We start from the raw sequence: 15,484 nt of genomic DNA on the forward strand, positions 1-15,484 counted from the left end.
ACTTCTTATTAAACAAATCTAACAATATTTTCTTAATTGGTCTCATGGGGGCTGGTAAGTCTACCGTAGGGAAATTATTGGCGCGCAAACTAGGACGCCGTTTTATTGATAGCGACCATGCGCTTGAAGAGCGCTGCGGCGTCAAAATTCCCCTTATCTTCGAAATGGAAGGTGAGTCTGGGTTTCGTAAACGTGAAGCCCAAATGATTGCCGAGTTAACTCAAGAAAATGACATTATTTTGGCTACGGGTGGTGGCTCAATTCTTGCACCTGAAAATCGGCAGGCCTTAAGCAAACGAGGGGTTGTCATTTATTTGCACGCTAACCCCAATGAGTTGTGGCATCGAACTAAAGGCAGTGAGGGCAGGCCCCTCCTACAAAATGGCGACCCACGGCAAATTTTGACAACGCTGTATGCAGAGCGTGATCCCCTTTATCGCGATATTGCCACGCATATTATTGAAACTGGCAAGCCCAGCGTCAATCAATTGGTTCATACTTTGTTGATGCAGCTAGAATTAAGCCCATGAATACACTCAAGGTCGAACTGGGTAAACGTAGTTATCCCATTTATATTGGAAGTGATTTAATCTCCCAAGGCAGTCTCTTTCATCCCCACCTTAAGGGTGAGGTAGTTTTCATTGTGACCAATACAACTGTTGCGTCATTGTATGCAGAGGCGCTCACCAAAACTCTTGAGCAACTAAAAAAACGGGTGCATCTGATCGTTTTACCCGATGGCGAGTCTTATAAAGATTGGACTCATTTACAAACGATTTTTGATGTCCTGCTGCAATCTGGGGCTGATCGCGATACTGCCATTATTGCGCTCGGTGGTGGGGTCATTGGCGACATGGCTGGCTTTGCTGCAGCAAGCTTTATGCGTGGCATTCGCTTTATTCAAGTTCCAACGACTTTATTAGCTCAAGTAGATTCCTCGGTGGGCGGAAAAACGGGCATTAATCATCCGCTGGGTAAAAATATGATTGGCGCTTTTCATCAACCCGTGGCTGTCATTGCCGATTTACGCACCTTACAATCATTACCTCCCCGTGAACTTTCGGCAGGGCTGGCGGAAGTCATTAAACATGGTGCTATGGCTGATATTCATTTTCTGGCTTGGATCGAAAAAAATACGGCTGCCTTGTTGGCCTGCGAGCCTGCTGCGCTAGCGCATGCTGTACTACGCTCTTGTGAAATTAAAGCGGCAGTAGTAGCTGCCGATGAACGTGAAAGCAACGTTCGTGCAACCTTAAATTTTGGTCATACGTTTGGGCACGCAATTGAAGCTGGCCTGGGATATGGCAAATGGTTACATGGGGAGGCGGTTGGTTGCGGAATGGTTATGGCTGCCGATCTCTCGATGCGCTTAGGCAAAATTCAAGCCCCCGAGGTGCAGCGCCTAAAGCAGCTCATTCATGCCATGGGACTACCGACTGAAGCACCAAAGTTCGGGCTTGAGCGCTACTTCGAATTAATGCAATTAGATAAAAAAACCGCGGGCGGTCAAATTCGCTATGTGGTTCTTAACCCGCTAGGTGCAGCTATCATTGAAGCCGCCCCCGCATCACTAGTTCAAGAAACTTTACTTGCTACTGGCGCTGCTTAAGGTTGATGCCGGCCTAAAGTTACCGCTTGGCCAGCCTGCGCACTAATAAATTGCGTTAAATCGCTTAATAGCTCTTTGCCTGTTTTATAGTCGATCCACAGTGGTGATGAAGTAGTACCAGCCCAGCGATAATGAAAACCGCCAGCCTTAGCTGCTACCCAAATTTCGTGCAAGGGGGGTTGGCTATTAACAACAATGACGCTACGATCACGAAAACGAATATTAATCACATTGCCACCCTGTCGCTCAACATCTAAATCAAGATCTAACTGATCATCGGCGGCCTCAAGCGTAATCTCGAGCGAGTGTAAGAGTTGACTGGCTAGCTGATGAAATTGTTTATCGTCAATGGGTTCAGCGGCTGGGGTATTTACTGGATGCTGCATGCTATATTCAATCATTCGTTTTAGAGACTTTCATGATAGCGATTCTTATTCGAGCCTTTAGATTTAGCATCATAATATCCCTCATAGGATGTGGGGTAAGAGGGCCCCTGTATTTGCCAAGCGTGCCAAATATACCGCCGATTCCTGCCCAAGTTGAACCAAAAGGTAAGTTGTACCCAGCTCCCGGCCCAAATACCGCTGTTGATAATAAGGAGGCCTCACCTGAGGAAAGCAAATGAGTCAAGCAAAACATCACAATTCCTTACCGGCCTTGCAAAGCTTGCTTGGGTTTTCTGTACGTGATGGCTGCTGGTTTATTGAAGCACTCCCCTTAGCCCAACTGGCGGCGCAATTTGGTACGCCACTCTATGTTTATAGCAAACGTGCTTTGGTGGCTGCATTTGCTGCCTATGAAGAAGCCTGCTTTAACGCACAAGGCAAAAGACGAGCGCGAATTTTCTTTGCAGTGAAAGCCAATAGTAATCTTGCAGTAATGAATTGCTTTAAAGAGCTTGGCGCAGGCTTTGATTTAGTTAGTGGCGGGGAACTCGAACGCGCACTTGCAATTGGCGCCGATCCAGCAAGCTTAGTTTTTGCAGGGGTTGGTAAATCTGCTGCTGAAATTCGGCTGGCCCTTACGGTTGGAGTGAAATGCTTCAATGTTGAATCTGTTGCCGAGCTTGAACAAATTAATCAGATCGCAGCAGAATTATCTTGTCGTGCGCCAATTTCTTTGCGAGTGAATCCCGATGTCGATGCACAAACGCATCCCTATATTTCTACTGGACTCAAAGATAACAAGTTTGGTATTGCTTATCATGAAACGCTAAAAACCTATCGTGAGGCTGCCTTACTTTCGCATCTTGATATCGTGGGCATTGATTGTCATATTGGCTCACAAATTACCTCTACCGCGCCTTATTTGGACGCGCTTGATAAAGTACTTGATTTAGTAACACAACTTAAAAAAGAGGGGATTAAGTTACGACACCTCGATTTAGGAGGTGGACTTGGGATTGATTATGGCGATGAAAGTTCGCCTGCTATCACCGAATTTACTAACGCGCTTTTAGATCGGATTGCTGAACGCGGCTTTGCCAACCTAGAAATTCTTCTTGAGCCTGGGCGCTCATTAGTGGGTAATGCAGGCGTCTTGCTCACGCGCGTCGAATATATCAAACTTGGAGCGAGTAAAAATTTTTGCATAGTAGATGCGGCGATGAATGATTTATTACGCCCTGCACTTTATAGCGCGTATCACGCCATTGTGGCAGTTCAAAATAATGAGGCTGAAACACAAATTTATGATGTAGTTGGACCAGTTTGTGAATCGGGAGACTGGCTTGGTAAAGATCGGGCTCTGGCAATTAAAGCAAATGATGTTTTGGCGATTTTATCGACCGGGGCTTATGGCTTTACGATGGCATCGAATTACAACACTCGCCCTCGAGCAGCTGAAGTGATGGTCGATGGCAACCAAGCTTATATCATCCGTGAACGCGAAACCGTTGCTGAGTTGCTCTCAAAAGAGCGTCTCTTACCGCAAAAAAAATAGTACTTCGCCAACCTTAATGCAGTCCAGCCATGTAATCGGTAACGGCCTTCATTTCAAGATCAGATAGTTTGACAGCGATCATATTCATTTGTACATTTTTACGGGTGCCATCGCGGAAATACCCCAGTTGTACAGCGTTGTATTCTGCCCATTGCCCACCCAAGCGGGGGTATTGCGCTGGAATACCAGCCCCATTTGGACTATGGCAAGCCGCACAAGCAGGAATGCCTTTGGCAGCGATGCCACCACGATAAATGAGTTGTCCGAGCTCGAGGGTCGCCTTATCTTGCGCCTCGCCTTGGGGAGGTGCCTGTTTTACTAAAAACGCAGCCAAATTCAACATATCTTGCTCGGTTAAGGTCGCCGCCATACCCATCATGATGGGATTAGCACGCGTGCCGTCCTTATAACTTTTTAATTGCTTAGCTAAATAAGTTCCATGTTGCGCGGCTAACTTAGGCCAAGTTGCCACGGCGCTCATCCCCTTGGGGCCATGACACGTAATGCAAGCCACTACGCCGCGGCTAGTATCACCGCTGTTATAGAGGGCCTCGCCCGCGGCGGCATCGCCCTTGGTAGGCTTAGCCGCTATAGCTACTGGCGCTGGGGCTACAGCGGTAGCCGTGGCTGAAGCAGGAACTGCAGCAGTTGGTGCTGGCTTGGCGGGCTCGTTAGCAATGGCCACAGAGCCGCTAGCAGATAATATGAAAATACTGCAAAGGCCTAAAAACAGCTTTTTTAAGCGACTTAATTTGGAGATTTGGGTGCTATGACGCATTATGTTTACCTTGGCAAAAATTCCTTAGAAGATTTGGCTGGCTATTGCTGGCCAAATCCCGCAGATCTTAATATTTTATGTGATTTTACAATAGCTTCCAGACATGTCTAAACTCTTTCAATCCCGCTTTTTTACCACCGTAAACGATTTGCATTGTCTGCCCCAGGGCCCCCTGCGGGAAGTAGCCTTTGCCGGGCGCTCAAATGCTGGCAAATCGAGCGCTATTAATGTTTTATGCAATCAAAAGCGCTTGGCTTTTGCGAGTAAAACGCCGGGGCGGACTCAACATATTAATTATTTTGGCGTGTTTGCAAAAGATGATTTATTAGCCTATCTCGTTGATTTGCCCGGCTATGGCTATGCCGCCGTCAATCATGAAACCCGCTACCACTGGAATAGTTTAGTCAGCGACTATTTGCAAGAACGCCCCGAACTAGTTGGCATGATTTTAATCATTGATTCACGCCGCGGGATGACTGACTTAGATGAACAAATGATTCAATGGTTTTTACCGACCGGTAAACCAATTCATTTACTTTTAAGTAAATGCGATAAGCTCAACCATACCGAGTGTCGCCATACCCTAGAGGCTGTAGAGAAAAGATTAGCTGAATTAGCTGGGCCGGCAGTCAATTTGGCTGGGCCCCAGCCGCAAATTACTGCGCAACTCTTTTCCAGTACAAAACGCATTGGGCTGGTAGAAGCAGATAAAATTATTATTAATTGGTTATTTGCTGTTCCGACTCTGCCTGATGTCTTCACCCAAACCGAGGAAAACTAAATGAACCCACTCCATTTTCCTGCTCATCGTCCGCGTCGTATGCGCCGCGACGATTGGTCTAGAAGATTAATGCAAGAAAACCGCTTAACGGTAGATGATTTAATTTATCCGGTTTTTTTATTAGAAGGCAGCAAGCAATCGCAAGCAATTGCTTCAATGCCTGGAATCAATCGACTCTCGCTCGACTTACTTTTTGAGGTTGCTGAAGAATGTCTTGAGCTTGGAATTCCTGTGATGGCACTTTTCCCTGTCATTGATCCTACCCTAAAAACACCTGATGGCAAAGAAGCACTAAACCCTAATGGTTTAATTCCGCGCGCAGTCGAAGCTTTGAAAACACGCTTTCCTAATTTAGGCATCATGACAGATGTCGCCCTTGATCCCTATACCAGTCATGGCCAAGATGGCATCTTAGATGAACAAAATCGCCTACTCAATGATGTCACTACTGCTGTTTTGGTACAGCAAGCAATAACACAAGCGCAAGCAGGGGTTGATATTGTTGCACCTTCAGACATGATGGATGGGCGTATTGGCGCAATTCGTCGAGAGCTTGAAAAGTTAAATTTGATTCATACCCGCATCATGGCCTATTCTGCTAAATATGCTTCGGCTTTTTATGGCCCATTTCGTGATGCCGTTGGTTCGGCAAAAAATTTAGGTAAAGCCGATAAAAAAACGTATCAAATGAATCCGGCTAATAGTGCCGAAGCCCTTTCAGAAACAGCGCTTGATATTAGCGAAGGCGCCGATATGGTGATGGTAAAACCGGGTATGCCCTATCTGGATATCGTTCGTCAAGTTAAAGAGGCATTTTCTTATCCAACTTATGTATATCAAGTTAGTGGTGAGTACGCCATGCTCAAAGCTGCTGCTCAAAATGGTTGGCTTGATCATGATGCAGTCATGATGGAAAGCTTAATTGCCTTTAAACGTGCCGGCGCAGACGGCGTCCTAACTTACTTTGCTTTAGAAGCCGCGCGCCAATTAAAAAATAACTAAATGTCTTAAAAATCGCTTATTTAAGCGAGTTTAAGTAGACTAAAAAACGGTTTGCCGCCATAAACCCAATGATCCGTTGGGTTGTTTGCTCGCGCCCCTCGGCATCAAAAAATAGTATTGCGGGTGGCCCAAATAGATTAAATTGCTTGAGCAACGCTTGATTTTCGGGTGTATTTTTGGTCACATCGGCCTGCACTAAGACAAACTTACTTAAGGCTTGAGCAACGGCTGGATCAGCAAAAGTAAGGAGTTCCATTTCTTTGCAACTAATACACCAATCGGCATAAAAATCGAGCAACACAGGGCGCCGCTCTATGTTCGCTTTTTCAAGCACCTGCTTTAATTCGGCTGAGGATTGAACAACAGTAAAGTGTAAATTTGCTGCGATGGTACGTTGCGAATTTTGCTTGGATGGGCTTGCTTGCTGAGTTTGAAAGAGTGCTTGCGACCCTGAAAAAAGGGCTGGCCAGACAATCCAAATTGCCAGAGCCACCAATAAAACACCCAGGATGCGCTGTAACCATAACATCCATGCGCCTGTGTTGGGGACCAAAACCCGCGCCTCGAGGGCAATCAAGAGTAGAGGCAAACCCATGCCGATAGCCATAATAAATAACAAGCTGCCGCCAAGTGCTACCGAGCCAGTTTGGGCAATAAATGCCAATACCCCAGCTAATGGTGCCGTAATGCATGGGCTAGCAATTAGGGTTGAAAGCCCACCCAGGATAAATGCACCAATAATGCTGCCGCCCTTTTGGCGCCCAGCAAACTGATCAATGGTCTGTTGCAGTGCATGCGGTAAACGTAAGTGATAAAACCCAAATAAACTGCCGGCCAAAGCTAATAAAACTAGGCCAAAAGCCAATAAGACCAAGGGATTTTGTAGCGCTGCTTGAGCGCCACTGCCAAGCGCAGCCATGAGCATTCCTGCGATTGAATAGAGGCTAGCCATACCCAAGATATAGGCAATGGCTAAGACGGCAGCCCGGCTTTTTTTAATTGACTTAGCAGGGTCTGAATTGAAGAGAATACTCGACAAAATAGGCAACATGGGTAAAACGCAGGGGGTAAATGCCAGCGCAATTCCTAAAATAAAAAATGCTAAAAATAGGTAAGGAATAGATGCTTGAGCTAAAAATTGATTGACTGCGTTGATATCTTCACGCTGCCCCCATAAGCTAACTAAACTCAATTTTTCTGAGGGTGGTGCGATCTCCGTTGTATCGGGCAATGGTTGGGCCTTAACACCAGGGGCTGCTAAGTTAAAGTTTAAGGTCATCGGTGGGTAGCAAATTCCACCATCTGCACAACCTTGCAATTGAATTTGCAAACGCAAACCCTTAACTCGATTACTGAATGCATCAGCTGCTTTACCTATACTACTGATGGCCTGATCTAAATTAATTTGAACTTGAAATGGGGTCTTGTAAATAATAAGATTTTTATTAAAAGTAGGATCAAATTTATTTTCTCCGGCGGGTAAGGGGGGCTGAAACTGATAGGTTGGCTGCCCATTTTCAAGCACATGAAATTGCAATGAATGCTGATAAATGTAATATCCTTTAACGGGTTTGAAATCAATTTCAACCTGCGTTCTATTTTCTAGCCAAGTGGCTTGCACTTGAAACGCTTTTTCTGGTGGTAAAAAATCAGGCGCTGCAAAAGCGCTGGAAATGAATAAACAAAAGGTGAGTACTAGCTTAAGTAGTGTGTTATGTATTTGCATCAATTTAATTCGGTCCTATATAAATGAAAAAGCCAGACCGAAGTCTGACTTTTCACTATACCCCATACTCACAATTAAGTTGAACTCTCTTCAGCTACAACCTCTTCAACAATAGGGCGATCAACCAATTCAACCAAGGCCATAGGCGCATTATCGCCCTGCCGAAAGCCAAACTTTAAGATGCGTAAATAACCGCCTGGGCGTGTAGCATAACGCGGCCCAAGCTCGGCAAATAATTTAGCAACAATGTCGCGATCTTGCGTGCGGTTGTAAGCTAAACGCCGATTCGCTAAGCTATCTTTCTTGCCTAAAGTAATTAAGGGCTCAACAACCATGCGCAATTCTTTTGCTTTTGGTAGAGTGGTTTTAATTACTTCATGCTCCAAAAGCGAATTCGACATATTACGCAGCATCGCTAAACGATGCGATGAGGTTCGATTAAGTTTGCGTAAACCGTTTCCGTGACGCATGATGCTTCCTTTCTAATTATTTCCAAGGTTAGCAGGTGGCCAACTCTCAAGTTTCATCCCAAGGCTTAAGCCACGAGCCGCTAACACGTCTTTAATTTCATTTAATGATTTACGACCTAAATTAGGCGTCTTTAACAACTCATTTTCAGTGCGCTGGATTAAATCGCCAATGTAATAGATGTTTTCTGCTTTTAAGCAGTTAGCGGAACGCACAGTCAGCTCGAGATCGTCGACTGGGCGCATTAACATCGGATCAACCATCGAAGAGCGGCTAGGTACCAAATCGCCTGAAATTTCGCTACTTTCTAGCGCTGCGAATACAACTAATTGATCGACCAAAATACTAGCTGCTTGACGAATCGTCTCTTCAGGTGTCATGACGCCATTAGTTTCAATGGTCATCACCAAGCGATCTAAGTCGGTACGCTGTTCAACACGAGCTGATTCAACTGCATAGCTAACACGAGTCACGGGGCTAAAAGAAGCATCTAAAACAATGCGGCCAATAAGCTTAGTTGTTTCATCATGATACTGACGCATATTGCCGGGCACATAACCACGCCCTTTTTCCACTTTAATTTGCATATCTAATTTACCACCGGCAGCTAAGTGGGCAATGACATGATCTGGATTAATAATTTCTACATCGTGGGGTAAATCGATATCTTTAGCGGTGACCACACCAGGCCCATCTTTACGTAAATTAATCGTCACTTCATCACGTGACTGCAATTTGAAGACTACACCTTTAAGATTGAGCAAGAGATTAACAACATCTTCCTGCACGCCATCGAGCGTTGAATACTCATGAACCACACCTGAAATAGCGACCTCAGTTGGCGCAAAGCCAACCATCGATGACAACAGCACACGGCGTAAAGCGTTTCCCAGTGTATGGCCATAGCCACGTTCAAATGGCTCCATCACCACTTTAGCTTGATTGGGGGTAAGTGCTTCTACTGAAATAATTTTTGGCTTGAGCAAGTTTGTTTGCATATGTTTTCCTTATGGGTGCCTAATTAGCGCGAATATAATTCGACGATCAAACTTTCATTAATATCACCGCTGATTTCTTCGCGGTCGGGCACTTGCTTAAATGTTCCTTCGAGCTTTGCCGCATCAACTGAAACCCAGCTAATGACGCCAGTTTGCTGAACCAAATTCAAAGATTCTTGAATGCGGTTTTGCTTCTTCGCTTTTTCACGAATTGAAATTACATCGCCAGGTTTAACCTGAATCGATGGAATATTTACTGCACTGCCATTTAACATGACTGCACAATGAGAAACTAATTGGCGTGCTTCGGCGCGTGTTGAGCCAAAGCCCATGCGATAAACCACATTATCAAGACGTGACTCTAGTAACTGCAGGAGGGTTTCACCCGTATTACCTTTTCGACGCTCGGCCTCGGCAAAGTAACGACGAAACTGGCGCTCTAAAACCCCATAAATTCGTTTTACTTTCTGCTTTTCACGTAACTGATTGCCATAATCAGAGGTGCGTGAGCCCGATGTCCGTCCATGCTGACCAGGCTTGCTATCAAGCTTGCACTTGTCTGACAATGAACGCCGAGCGCTCTTTAAAAAGAGGTCGGTTCCTTCCCGACGAGATAACTTGGCCTTAGGGCCTAAATAACGTGCCACGATGCTTTCCTTTCTTTGCCGCAGTCTTTCGACCAGCGGTTAGTTCGCTTTAAATTCAAACGAACAGTGGGCTTAAACAATTAAAAAATAAAACTTTTAAAAACCAAATAACAACAATAAAACTTAAATACGACGACGCTTAGGCGGGCGACAGCCATTATGCGGCACTGGGGTTACATCCTGAATCTCAGTAATTTTGATGCCCAATGAATTTAACGCGCGCACAGCAGATTCACGTCCTGGGCCTGGGCCCTTAATTTGTACTTCTAAATTTTTAATCCCACATTCAATCGCTGCTTTACCTGCTACTTCTGCAGCTACTTGAGCTGCAAACGGGGTTGACTTGCGTGAGCCCTTAAAACCCTGTCCGCCAGAAGTAGCCCAAGATAAGGCATTCCCTTGACGATCAGTAATCGTAATAATGGTGTTATTAAAAGATGCGTGCACGTGCGCGATGCCGTCGGCAACGTTCTTTTTTACTTTTTTGCGAGCACGCTGAGCGGTTGCTGCTGCGGTTTGTGGTTTTGCCATTTCAGTACGCTTTCTTGATTATTTCTTCAGTGCAATGCCAGACTTACGCGGGCCCTTGCGGGTACGTGCATTCGTCTTGGTACGTTGGCCGCGAACCGGCAAGCCCTTACGATGACGTACGCCACGATAACAGGCTAAGTCCATCAAACGTTTGATGCTCATTGTGACTTCACGGCGTAAATCGCCTTCAGTCGTCAATTTGCCAACCTCATCACGGAGCTTTTCTAAATCAGCGTCTGTGAGATCTTTAATTTTTTTATCAAAAGCAACACCAGTAGTTTGACAAATTTTTCTAGCTTGGGTTGTACCAATGCCATAGATTGCCGTCAAACCAATAACGGTATGTTGATGATTTGGGATATTGACCCCAGCGATACGTGCCATGAGATTTCCTCTTTATTAACCGAATCAGCCTTGGCGCTGCTTATGACGTGGATCTGACGAGCAAATCACACGCACAACGCGTTTACGCTTAATGACCTTGCAATTTCTGCAAATAACTTTTACGGATGCTAAAACTTTCATCATTCACCTCTTTAAATATGCTGACTACTTAATCACTACTTCGCACGGAAAATAATTCTTGCGCGCGTTAGGTCGTAAGGAGTCATCTCCACCGTTACCTTATCCCCTGGCAGAATGCGGATGTAATGCATACGCATCTTCCCTGAAATATGACCCAAAACAACATGCCCGTTTTCCAACTTCACCCGAAACATTGCATTGGGTAAATTTTCTATAATCTCACCCGCCATCTGAATAACATCATCTTTAGACATAATTACAGTGCGGAGCCCATCTTAAAATTGGCTTTTTTCATTAAAGAGCCATACTGCTGTTGCATCACAAATGATTGCACTTGCGCCATAAAATCCATGGCAACAACCACAATAATTAATAAAGAGGTACCACCAAAATAAAATGGCACGTTGTACTTCAGTACTAAAAATTCAGGCAATAGGCAAACTAAAACCATATAGATGGCGCCGCCTAAAGTAAGTCGTACTAATATTTTGTCGATATAGCGAGCGGTTTGTTCGCCTGGGCGAATTCCTGGTACAAATGCGCCGCTTTTCTTTAAGTTTTCAGCAGTATCTTTACTATTAAATACGAGTGCTGTATAGAAAAAACAAAAGAAAATAATTGCTGCAGCATAAAGAATCGTATAAACCGGCTGACCAGGGGCTAACGTTGCGGCCAAATCTTTCAGGCCGCGACTAAACATATTGCTATTTTCGCCTGAGGTAAACCAACCGGCGATGGTGGCTGGAAATAAAATAATTGATGAAGCAAAAATAGGGGGAATAACGCCCGCCATATTCAACTTCAGCGGCAGATGCGACGATTGGCCGCCGTAAACTTTATTGCCTACTTGGCGCTTGGCATAATTGACTAAGATACGCCGTTGACCCCGCTCGACAAAAACCACAAAATACGTTACGCCAATGACAATAGTCACAATTAAGATGGCTGACAGAACATTCATTGAACCTGTACGCACTAGCTCGAGCAAGCTACCTAAAGCGCTGGGAAGTCCTGAAACAATGCCACCGAAAATAATAATCGAAATACCATTCCCAAGACCACGCTCGGTAATTTGTTCACCAACCCACATCAAAAACATTGTGCCCGTAACCAAAGTAACTACAGTATTTAAGCGAAATATCATGCTTGGATCAATGACTAGGCCAGGCTGAGCCTCAAGCGCAACAGAAATTCCGAGGGCTTGAAAAGTTGCTAATAAAACTGTGGCGTAGCGCGTGTACTGGGTAATTTTTCTCTGCCCTGCTGGACCCTCTTTTTTCATGGCCTCAAGTGAGGGCAGCACAATGGTCATGAGCTGCATAATGATGGAAGCCGAGATATACGGCATGATGCCAAGCGCAAATACCGTAAAGCGCGATAACGCACCGCCTGAAAATAAATTAAACATCCCTAAAATGCCATCTTTTTGGCCGGCAAATAACTGGGCCAACTGATCAGGATCAATTCCAGGCACGGGAATATGTGCGCCAATGCGATATACCAGTAAAGCGAGCAAAAGGAACACTAAGCGACGACGTAAGTCACCGAACTTATTGCCCGATTGCGCAATGCTGGAGATAGTAGGTGTCGCGATTGCCATGGGATTAGTAAATTAAACTGCTTCCAAAACTTGGCCGCCAGCCGCTTCAATTGCTGCCTTAGCACCAGCTGTAGCTGTTAAGCCCTTTAAAATAACAGCGCGCTTCAGTTCACCAGTTTTAACGACTTTTACTGCCTGAATTTGTTCGCCCGCTAAACCATGTTGTCTTAACACCAACAAATCGACCTCGGCTACACCCATTTTTTCTAAATCATTCAGGGTAATTTGGCCAACGTGGCGACGTGTTAAAGAAACGAAACCGCGTTTTGGCAAACGACGATACATCGGCATTTGACCGCCTTCAAAGCCAACTTTATGAAAACCACCCGAGCGCGATTTTTGGCCTTTATGGCCACGACCCGCAGTTTTACCTAAGCCTGAGCCTATGCCACGGCCAACCCGACGACGATTTTTCTTGGCACCAGCTGCAGGTTTAATTGTATTAAGTTGCATTTTTTTACCTATTTACTTTCTGATCTTTTAGCTAATGACCTTGATCAAATAAGAAACCTTATTCATCATGCCGCGCACCGCTGGGGTATCTTGCAATTCTGAAACTGAATTAATACGGCGCAGCCCTAAGCCACGCACAGTTGCGCGATGGCTTTCACGAGTGCCCACCAAACTGCGCACCAGCTGCAATTTGACTTTTGGATTGGATTGATTTGTTGTCATAATTAATTCCTATTCTGGATCTGCTCAACCAAGAATTTCTTCCACTGATTTACCGCGCTTAGCGGCAATTTCAGCCGGAGTACTCATCTTGCTTAAACCGTCAATGGTTGCGCGTACCATGTTGTAAGGGTTGGTAGAGCCAATCGACTTAGCAACTACATTGGTCACGCCCATCACGTCAAAAATAGCGCGCATTGGACCACCAGCAATCACTCCCGTACCTTCTTTAGCGGGCGACATTAAGACTCGTGAGGCGCCATGTTGGCCAATAACCGAGTGCTGTAAGGTACCCTTACGAAGGGGTACCTTAATCATTTTGCGACGCGCTTCATCCATCGCCTTTTGAACAGCGACTGGGACTTCTTTTGATTTACCTTTGCCCATACCAATTCGGCCATCACCGTCACCAACTACAGTTAATGCGGCAAAACCCAGAATCCGCCCGCCTTTAACTACCTTAGTAACGCGATTAACTGCAATCATCTTTTCGCGAAGACCATCATCGCGTTCTTCAGATTGCATTTTGGTTTGCATTTTTGCCATGTTTTTTCCTAAACCCAATAATTAGAACTTGAGGCCGGCTTCGCGTGCTGCCTCAGCCAATGCCTTAATTCGTCCGTGATAACGGTGACCAGAGCGATCAAATGCCACATCGACAATGCCGGCCTTAACCGCACGCTCAGCAATTAATTTGCCAATTTGTTGCGCTGCTGCACTGTTGCCGCCATTTTTAAGCGCCTGGCGTAAATCTTTTTCCATTGTTGAGGCAGCCGCTAGCACCTTAGTGCCACAGGGGCTATACACTTGCGCAGAAATGTGCGCGTTACTGCGAATCACTGTAAGGCGATTAGCAATCTGCTCTGCAATTCGAATACGCGTTTGGCGTGCACGCCGTTGTCTTGATTCGTCTTTATTCATAGATGATCTCGCTTACTTCTTCTTAGTTTCTTTCAGATGAACTACTTCGTCGACATAGCGTACGCCTTTGCCTTTATAGGGCTCGGGTGAACGATACGCACGCACTTCAGCAGCAACCTGACCAACTTGTTGCTTGCTGGCGCCTTTAATGATAATTTCCGTTTGCGACGGAGTTTCTGCTTTTACGCCTTTTGGCAGGTTATAAATAATGTCGTGCGAGAAACCCAATTGCAATTTTAGGGCGTCGCCCTGAGCTTGCGCGCGATAGCCTACGCCAACCAAACTCAATTTACGCTCAAAGCCTTGTGTGACACCCAGCAACATATTGTTCACCAAAGCACGAGTCGTGCCTGACAATGCGCCTGCTTCTGGTGAGCTATCTTTTAACTCAACGATAATCATTCCGTCGGCCTGCTGCAAACCAATAGAGGGATGTAAATTGTGCGTCAAGGTTCCCAGTGGGCCTTTAACCGTCACCAAAGCGCCACTAATATTAATTTCTGCGCCCTTAGGCACTGGAATGGGGGATTTACCGACTCTAGACATGAAGATCTCCTTAGGCGATATAGCAAATAACTTCGCCGCCCACGCCGGTAGCGCGTGCTTTGCGATCGGTCATTACGCCTTGCGGGGTCGAAATAATTGCCACTCCCAAACCATTCATTACTTCAGGAATGTCATGGCGCCCTTTGTAGATGCGCAAACTCGGAGTTGATACTCGGTCAATACGCTCGATGACAGGACGGCCTGCATAATATTTAAGTTCAATTTTTAGCACTGGCTTAGCTGCTTCGCCTTGAATTTCAAAACCATCGATATAGCCTTCATCTTGCAAGACTCTAGCAATGGAAACTTTAATTTTTGATGACGGCATAGTAACGTTTGGTTTTTGCACCGCTTGCGCGTTGCGAATCCTTGTTAACATGTCGGCGATTGGATCGCTGATGCTCATAAGTTCTCCTGAATTCTTTCGCCGCTTACCAGCTGGCCTTGGTTAAACCGGGGATCTCGCCACGAAAAGCGATCTCACGAATTTTGCCGCGCGCCAAACCAAACTTTCGGAATGTGCCGCGTGGCCGACCGGTTAATGAACAACGATTTCGTTGACGAATCGGGCTTGCATTTCTGGGTAGGGCTTGCATCTTTAAGCGAGCTTCGTAGCGCTCTTCATCGCTTCTTGAAGTATCTGCGATGATGGCTTTAAGTTCGGCGCGCTTTACCGCATATTTTTCAGCACATTTAATGCGCTTTTTTTCGCGCTCAATCAGGGACATTTTTGCCACGT

Annotated in this window: 24 protein-coding genes; 6 read left to right on the top strand and 18 right to left on the bottom strand. The window is 45.6% G+C overall.

All coding sequences use genetic code 11. From position 1 onward, the window contains the following. The first annotated feature begins 44 nt into the window (after positions 1–44). Both LZT22_RS01370 and aroB read left to right on the top strand, forming a co-directional pair. Positions 45–530 (top strand): shikimate kinase, encoded by a 486-nt coding sequence (locus LZT22_RS01370; protein ID WP_233923388.1) that lies wholly within the window; start codon positions 45–47, stop codon positions 528–530. After that, the gene (gene aroB, locus LZT22_RS01375) at positions 527–1,609 is read left to right on the top strand and encodes a 3-dehydroquinate synthase (protein WP_233923264.1); all 1,083 of its coding nucleotides are present in this window, start codon (positions 527–529) and stop codon (positions 1,607–1,609) included. Before LZT22_RS01370 ends, aroB begins: the two co-directional genes overlap by 4 nt. Here the strand turns inward: aroB and cyaY are convergent. Beyond that, positions 1,606–2,010 carry an iron donor protein CyaY gene (gene cyaY / locus LZT22_RS01380; protein WP_233923265.1) on the bottom strand — a complete coding sequence of 135 codons (405 nt, stop codon included), beginning with the start codon at positions 2,008–2,010 and terminating at the stop codon, positions 1,606–1,608. The two genes, aroB and cyaY, sit on opposite strands and share 4 nt — an antisense overlap. A gap of 17 nt (positions 2,011–2,027) precedes the next feature. Here cyaY and LZT22_RS12735 point away from each other — a divergent pair, with 17 nt between their 5' ends. Beyond that, complete coding sequence (locus tag LZT22_RS12735) at positions 2,028–2,234, top strand: lipoprotein (protein ID WP_370634749.1); 207 nt, start codon at positions 2,028–2,030, stop codon at positions 2,232–2,234. After that, a complete protein-coding gene (gene lysA / locus LZT22_RS01385) occupies positions 2,231–3,550 on the top strand; it encodes a diaminopimelate decarboxylase (protein WP_233923266.1) in 1,320 nt (439 codons plus the stop codon). Before LZT22_RS12735 ends, lysA begins: the two co-directional genes overlap by 4 nt. A 13-nt stretch (positions 3,551–3,563) precedes the next feature. On the opposite strand, the gene LZT22_RS01390 is transcribed toward lysA, so the two are convergent. Beyond that, the gene (locus tag LZT22_RS01390) at positions 3,564–4,328 is read right to left on the bottom strand and encodes a cytochrome c (protein ID WP_233923267.1); all 765 of its coding nucleotides are present in this window, start codon (positions 4,326–4,328) and stop codon (positions 3,564–3,566) included. A gap of 103 nt (positions 4,329–4,431) precedes the next feature. On the opposite strand from LZT22_RS01390, the gene yihA reads away from it, so the two are divergent. Next, positions 4,432–5,109: a ribosome biogenesis GTP-binding protein YihA/YsxC gene (gene yihA, locus LZT22_RS01395; protein WP_233923268.1), complete on the top strand. Its 678-nt coding sequence runs from the start codon at positions 4,432–4,434 to the stop codon at positions 5,107–5,109. Continuing rightward, entirely contained in the window at positions 5,110–6,111 is a 1,002-nt protein-coding gene (gene hemB, locus LZT22_RS01400; protein ID WP_233923269.1) for a porphobilinogen synthase, read from the top strand. 16 nt (positions 6,112–6,127) lie between these two features. Here hemB and dsbD read toward each other — a convergent pair whose 3' ends face one another. The 16 genes from dsbD to rpsN all read right to left on the bottom strand — a co-directional run bounded on the left by dsbD (position 6,128) and on the right by rpsN (position 15,482). Then, entirely contained in the window at positions 6,128–7,837 is a 1,710-nt protein-coding gene (dsbD, locus tag LZT22_RS01405) for a protein-disulfide reductase DsbD (RefSeq protein ID WP_233923270.1), read from the bottom strand. A gap of 74 nt (positions 7,838–7,911) precedes the next feature. Further along, positions 7,912–8,307 (bottom strand): 50S ribosomal protein L17, encoded by a 396-nt coding sequence (rplQ, locus tag LZT22_RS01410; protein ID WP_233923271.1) that lies wholly within the window; start codon positions 8,305–8,307, stop codon positions 7,912–7,914. 12 nt (positions 8,308–8,319) lie between these two features. Beyond that, positions 8,320–9,303, bottom strand: coding sequence for a DNA-directed RNA polymerase subunit alpha (rpoA, locus tag LZT22_RS01415; protein ID WP_233923272.1), 984 nt, complete (start codon positions 9,301–9,303; stop codon positions 8,320–8,322). A gap of 23 nt (positions 9,304–9,326) precedes the next feature. After that, positions 9,327–9,950: a 30S ribosomal protein S4 gene (gene rpsD / locus LZT22_RS01420; RefSeq protein WP_233923273.1), complete on the bottom strand. Its 624-nt coding sequence runs from the start codon at positions 9,948–9,950 to the stop codon at positions 9,327–9,329. A gap of 123 nt (positions 9,951–10,073) precedes the next feature. Beyond that, complete coding sequence (gene rpsK / locus LZT22_RS01425) at positions 10,074–10,481, bottom strand: 30S ribosomal protein S11 (RefSeq protein WP_233923274.1); 408 nt, start codon at positions 10,479–10,481, stop codon at positions 10,074–10,076. An 18-nt stretch (positions 10,482–10,499) separates the two neighbouring features. Then, positions 10,500–10,865 carry a 30S ribosomal protein S13 gene (gene rpsM / locus LZT22_RS01430; protein ID WP_233923275.1) on the bottom strand — a complete coding sequence of 122 codons (366 nt, stop codon included), beginning with the start codon at positions 10,863–10,865 and terminating at the stop codon, positions 10,500–10,502. A gap of 24 nt (positions 10,866–10,889) precedes the next feature. Continuing rightward, a complete protein-coding gene (gene rpmJ / locus LZT22_RS01435; RefSeq protein WP_233923276.1) occupies positions 10,890–11,006 on the bottom strand; it encodes a 50S ribosomal protein L36 in 117 nt (38 codons plus the stop codon). 35 nt (positions 11,007–11,041) lie between these two features. Beyond that, positions 11,042–11,260, bottom strand: a complete 219-nt coding sequence (infA, locus tag LZT22_RS01440) for a translation initiation factor IF-1 (protein ID WP_015420252.1) — start codon at positions 11,258–11,260, stop codon at positions 11,042–11,044. Positions 11,261–11,262: 2 nt separating this feature from the next. Then, positions 11,263–12,606: a preprotein translocase subunit SecY gene (gene secY / locus LZT22_RS01445; protein WP_233923277.1), complete on the bottom strand. Its 1,344-nt coding sequence runs from the start codon at positions 12,604–12,606 to the stop codon at positions 11,263–11,265. A 12-nt stretch (positions 12,607–12,618) separates the two neighbouring features. After that, complete coding sequence (rplO, locus tag LZT22_RS01450) at positions 12,619–13,059, bottom strand: 50S ribosomal protein L15 (protein ID WP_233923278.1); 441 nt, start codon at positions 13,057–13,059, stop codon at positions 12,619–12,621. Between the two features lie 27 nt (positions 13,060–13,086). Continuing rightward, positions 13,087–13,281 carry a 50S ribosomal protein L30 gene (gene rpmD / locus LZT22_RS01455; protein WP_233923279.1) on the bottom strand — a complete coding sequence of 65 codons (195 nt, stop codon included), beginning with the start codon at positions 13,279–13,281 and terminating at the stop codon, positions 13,087–13,089. Positions 13,282–13,305: 24 nt separating this feature from the next. Beyond that, positions 13,306–13,824, bottom strand: a complete 519-nt coding sequence (rpsE, locus tag LZT22_RS01460) for a 30S ribosomal protein S5 (protein WP_233923280.1) — start codon at positions 13,822–13,824, stop codon at positions 13,306–13,308. A gap of 21 nt (positions 13,825–13,845) precedes the next feature. Beyond that, the gene (rplR, locus tag LZT22_RS01465; protein ID WP_233923281.1) at positions 13,846–14,199 is read right to left on the bottom strand and encodes a 50S ribosomal protein L18; all 354 of its coding nucleotides are present in this window, start codon (positions 14,197–14,199) and stop codon (positions 13,846–13,848) included. A gap of 12 nt (positions 14,200–14,211) precedes the next feature. Continuing rightward, positions 14,212–14,745, bottom strand: coding sequence for a 50S ribosomal protein L6 (rplF, locus tag LZT22_RS01470; protein WP_233923282.1), 534 nt, complete (start codon positions 14,743–14,745; stop codon positions 14,212–14,214). A gap of 10 nt (positions 14,746–14,755) precedes the next feature. After that, positions 14,756–15,151 carry a 30S ribosomal protein S8 gene (rpsH, locus tag LZT22_RS01475; protein ID WP_233923283.1) on the bottom strand — a complete coding sequence of 132 codons (396 nt, stop codon included), beginning with the start codon at positions 15,149–15,151 and terminating at the stop codon, positions 14,756–14,758. A gap of 25 nt (positions 15,152–15,176) precedes the next feature. Next, complete coding sequence (gene rpsN, locus LZT22_RS01480) at positions 15,177–15,482, bottom strand: 30S ribosomal protein S14 (protein ID WP_233923284.1); 306 nt, start codon at positions 15,480–15,482, stop codon at positions 15,177–15,179. Positions 15,483–15,484: the final 2 nt, after the last annotated feature.

This window comes from Polynucleobacter sp. IMCC 29146 (assembly GCF_021395195.1).
Lineage (GTDB): Bacteria > Pseudomonadota > Gammaproteobacteria > Burkholderiales > Burkholderiaceae > Polynucleobacter.

Bases quoted from the DNA above. Each gene is read 5' to 3' on its own strand.
- LZT22_RS01370 (WP_233923388.1), top strand. From the start codon at position 45: ATGGGGGCTGGTAAGTCTACCGTAGGGAAATTATTGGCGCGCAAACTA.
- aroB (WP_233923264.1), top strand. From the start codon at position 527: ATGAATACACTCAAGGTCGAACTGGGTAAACGTAGTTATCCCATTTAT.
- cyaY (WP_233923265.1), bottom strand. From the start codon at position 2,010: ATGATTGAATATAGCATGCAGCATCCAGTAAATACCCCAGCCGCTGAA.
- LZT22_RS12735 (WP_370634749.1), top strand. From the start codon at position 2,028: ATGATAGCGATTCTTATTCGAGCCTTTAGATTTAGCATCATAATATCC.
- lysA (WP_233923266.1), top strand. From the start codon at position 2,231: ATGAGTCAAGCAAAACATCACAATTCCTTACCGGCCTTGCAAAGCTTG.
- LZT22_RS01390 (WP_233923267.1), bottom strand. From the start codon at position 4,328: ATGCGTCATAGCACCCAAATCTCCAAATTAAGTCGCTTAAAAAAGCTG.
- yihA (WP_233923268.1), top strand. From the start codon at position 4,432: ATGTCTAAACTCTTTCAATCCCGCTTTTTTACCACCGTAAACGATTTG.
- hemB (WP_233923269.1), top strand. From the start codon at position 5,110: ATGAACCCACTCCATTTTCCTGCTCATCGTCCGCGTCGTATGCGCCGC.
- dsbD (WP_233923270.1), bottom strand. From the start codon at position 7,837: ATGCAAATACATAACACACTACTTAAGCTAGTACTCACCTTTTGTTTA.
- rplQ (WP_233923271.1), bottom strand. From the start codon at position 8,307: ATGCGTCACGGAAACGGTTTACGCAAACTTAATCGAACCTCATCGCAT.
- rpoA (WP_233923272.1), bottom strand. From the start codon at position 9,303: ATGCAAACAAACTTGCTCAAGCCAAAAATTATTTCAGTAGAAGCACTT.
- rpsK (WP_233923274.1), bottom strand. From the start codon at position 10,481: ATGGCAAAACCACAAACCGCAGCAGCAACCGCTCAGCGTGCTCGCAAA.
- rpsM (WP_233923275.1), bottom strand. From the start codon at position 10,865: ATGGCACGTATCGCTGGGGTCAATATCCCAAATCATCAACATACCGTT.
- rpmJ (WP_233923276.1), bottom strand. From the start codon at position 11,006: ATGAAAGTTTTAGCATCCGTAAAAGTTATTTGCAGAAATTGCAAGGTC.
- infA (WP_015420252.1), bottom strand. From the start codon at position 11,260: ATGTCTAAAGATGATGTTATTCAGATGGCGGGTGAGATTATAGAAAAT.
- secY (WP_233923277.1), bottom strand. From the start codon at position 12,606: ATGGCAATCGCGACACCTACTATCTCCAGCATTGCGCAATCGGGCAAT.
- rplO (WP_233923278.1), bottom strand. From the start codon at position 13,059: ATGCAACTTAATACAATTAAACCTGCAGCTGGTGCCAAGAAAAATCGT.
- rpmD (WP_233923279.1), bottom strand. From the start codon at position 13,281: ATGACAACAAATCAATCCAATCCAAAAGTCAAATTGCAGCTGGTGCGC.
- rpsE (WP_233923280.1), bottom strand. From the start codon at position 13,824: ATGGCAAAAATGCAAACCAAAATGCAATCTGAAGAACGCGATGATGGT.
- rplR (WP_233923281.1), bottom strand. From the start codon at position 14,199: ATGAATAAAGACGAATCAAGACAACGGCGTGCACGCCAAACGCGTATT.
- rplF (WP_233923282.1), bottom strand. From the start codon at position 14,745: ATGTCTAGAGTCGGTAAATCCCCCATTCCAGTGCCTAAGGGCGCAGAA.
- rpsH (WP_233923283.1), bottom strand. From the start codon at position 15,151: ATGAGCATCAGCGATCCAATCGCCGACATGTTAACAAGGATTCGCAAC.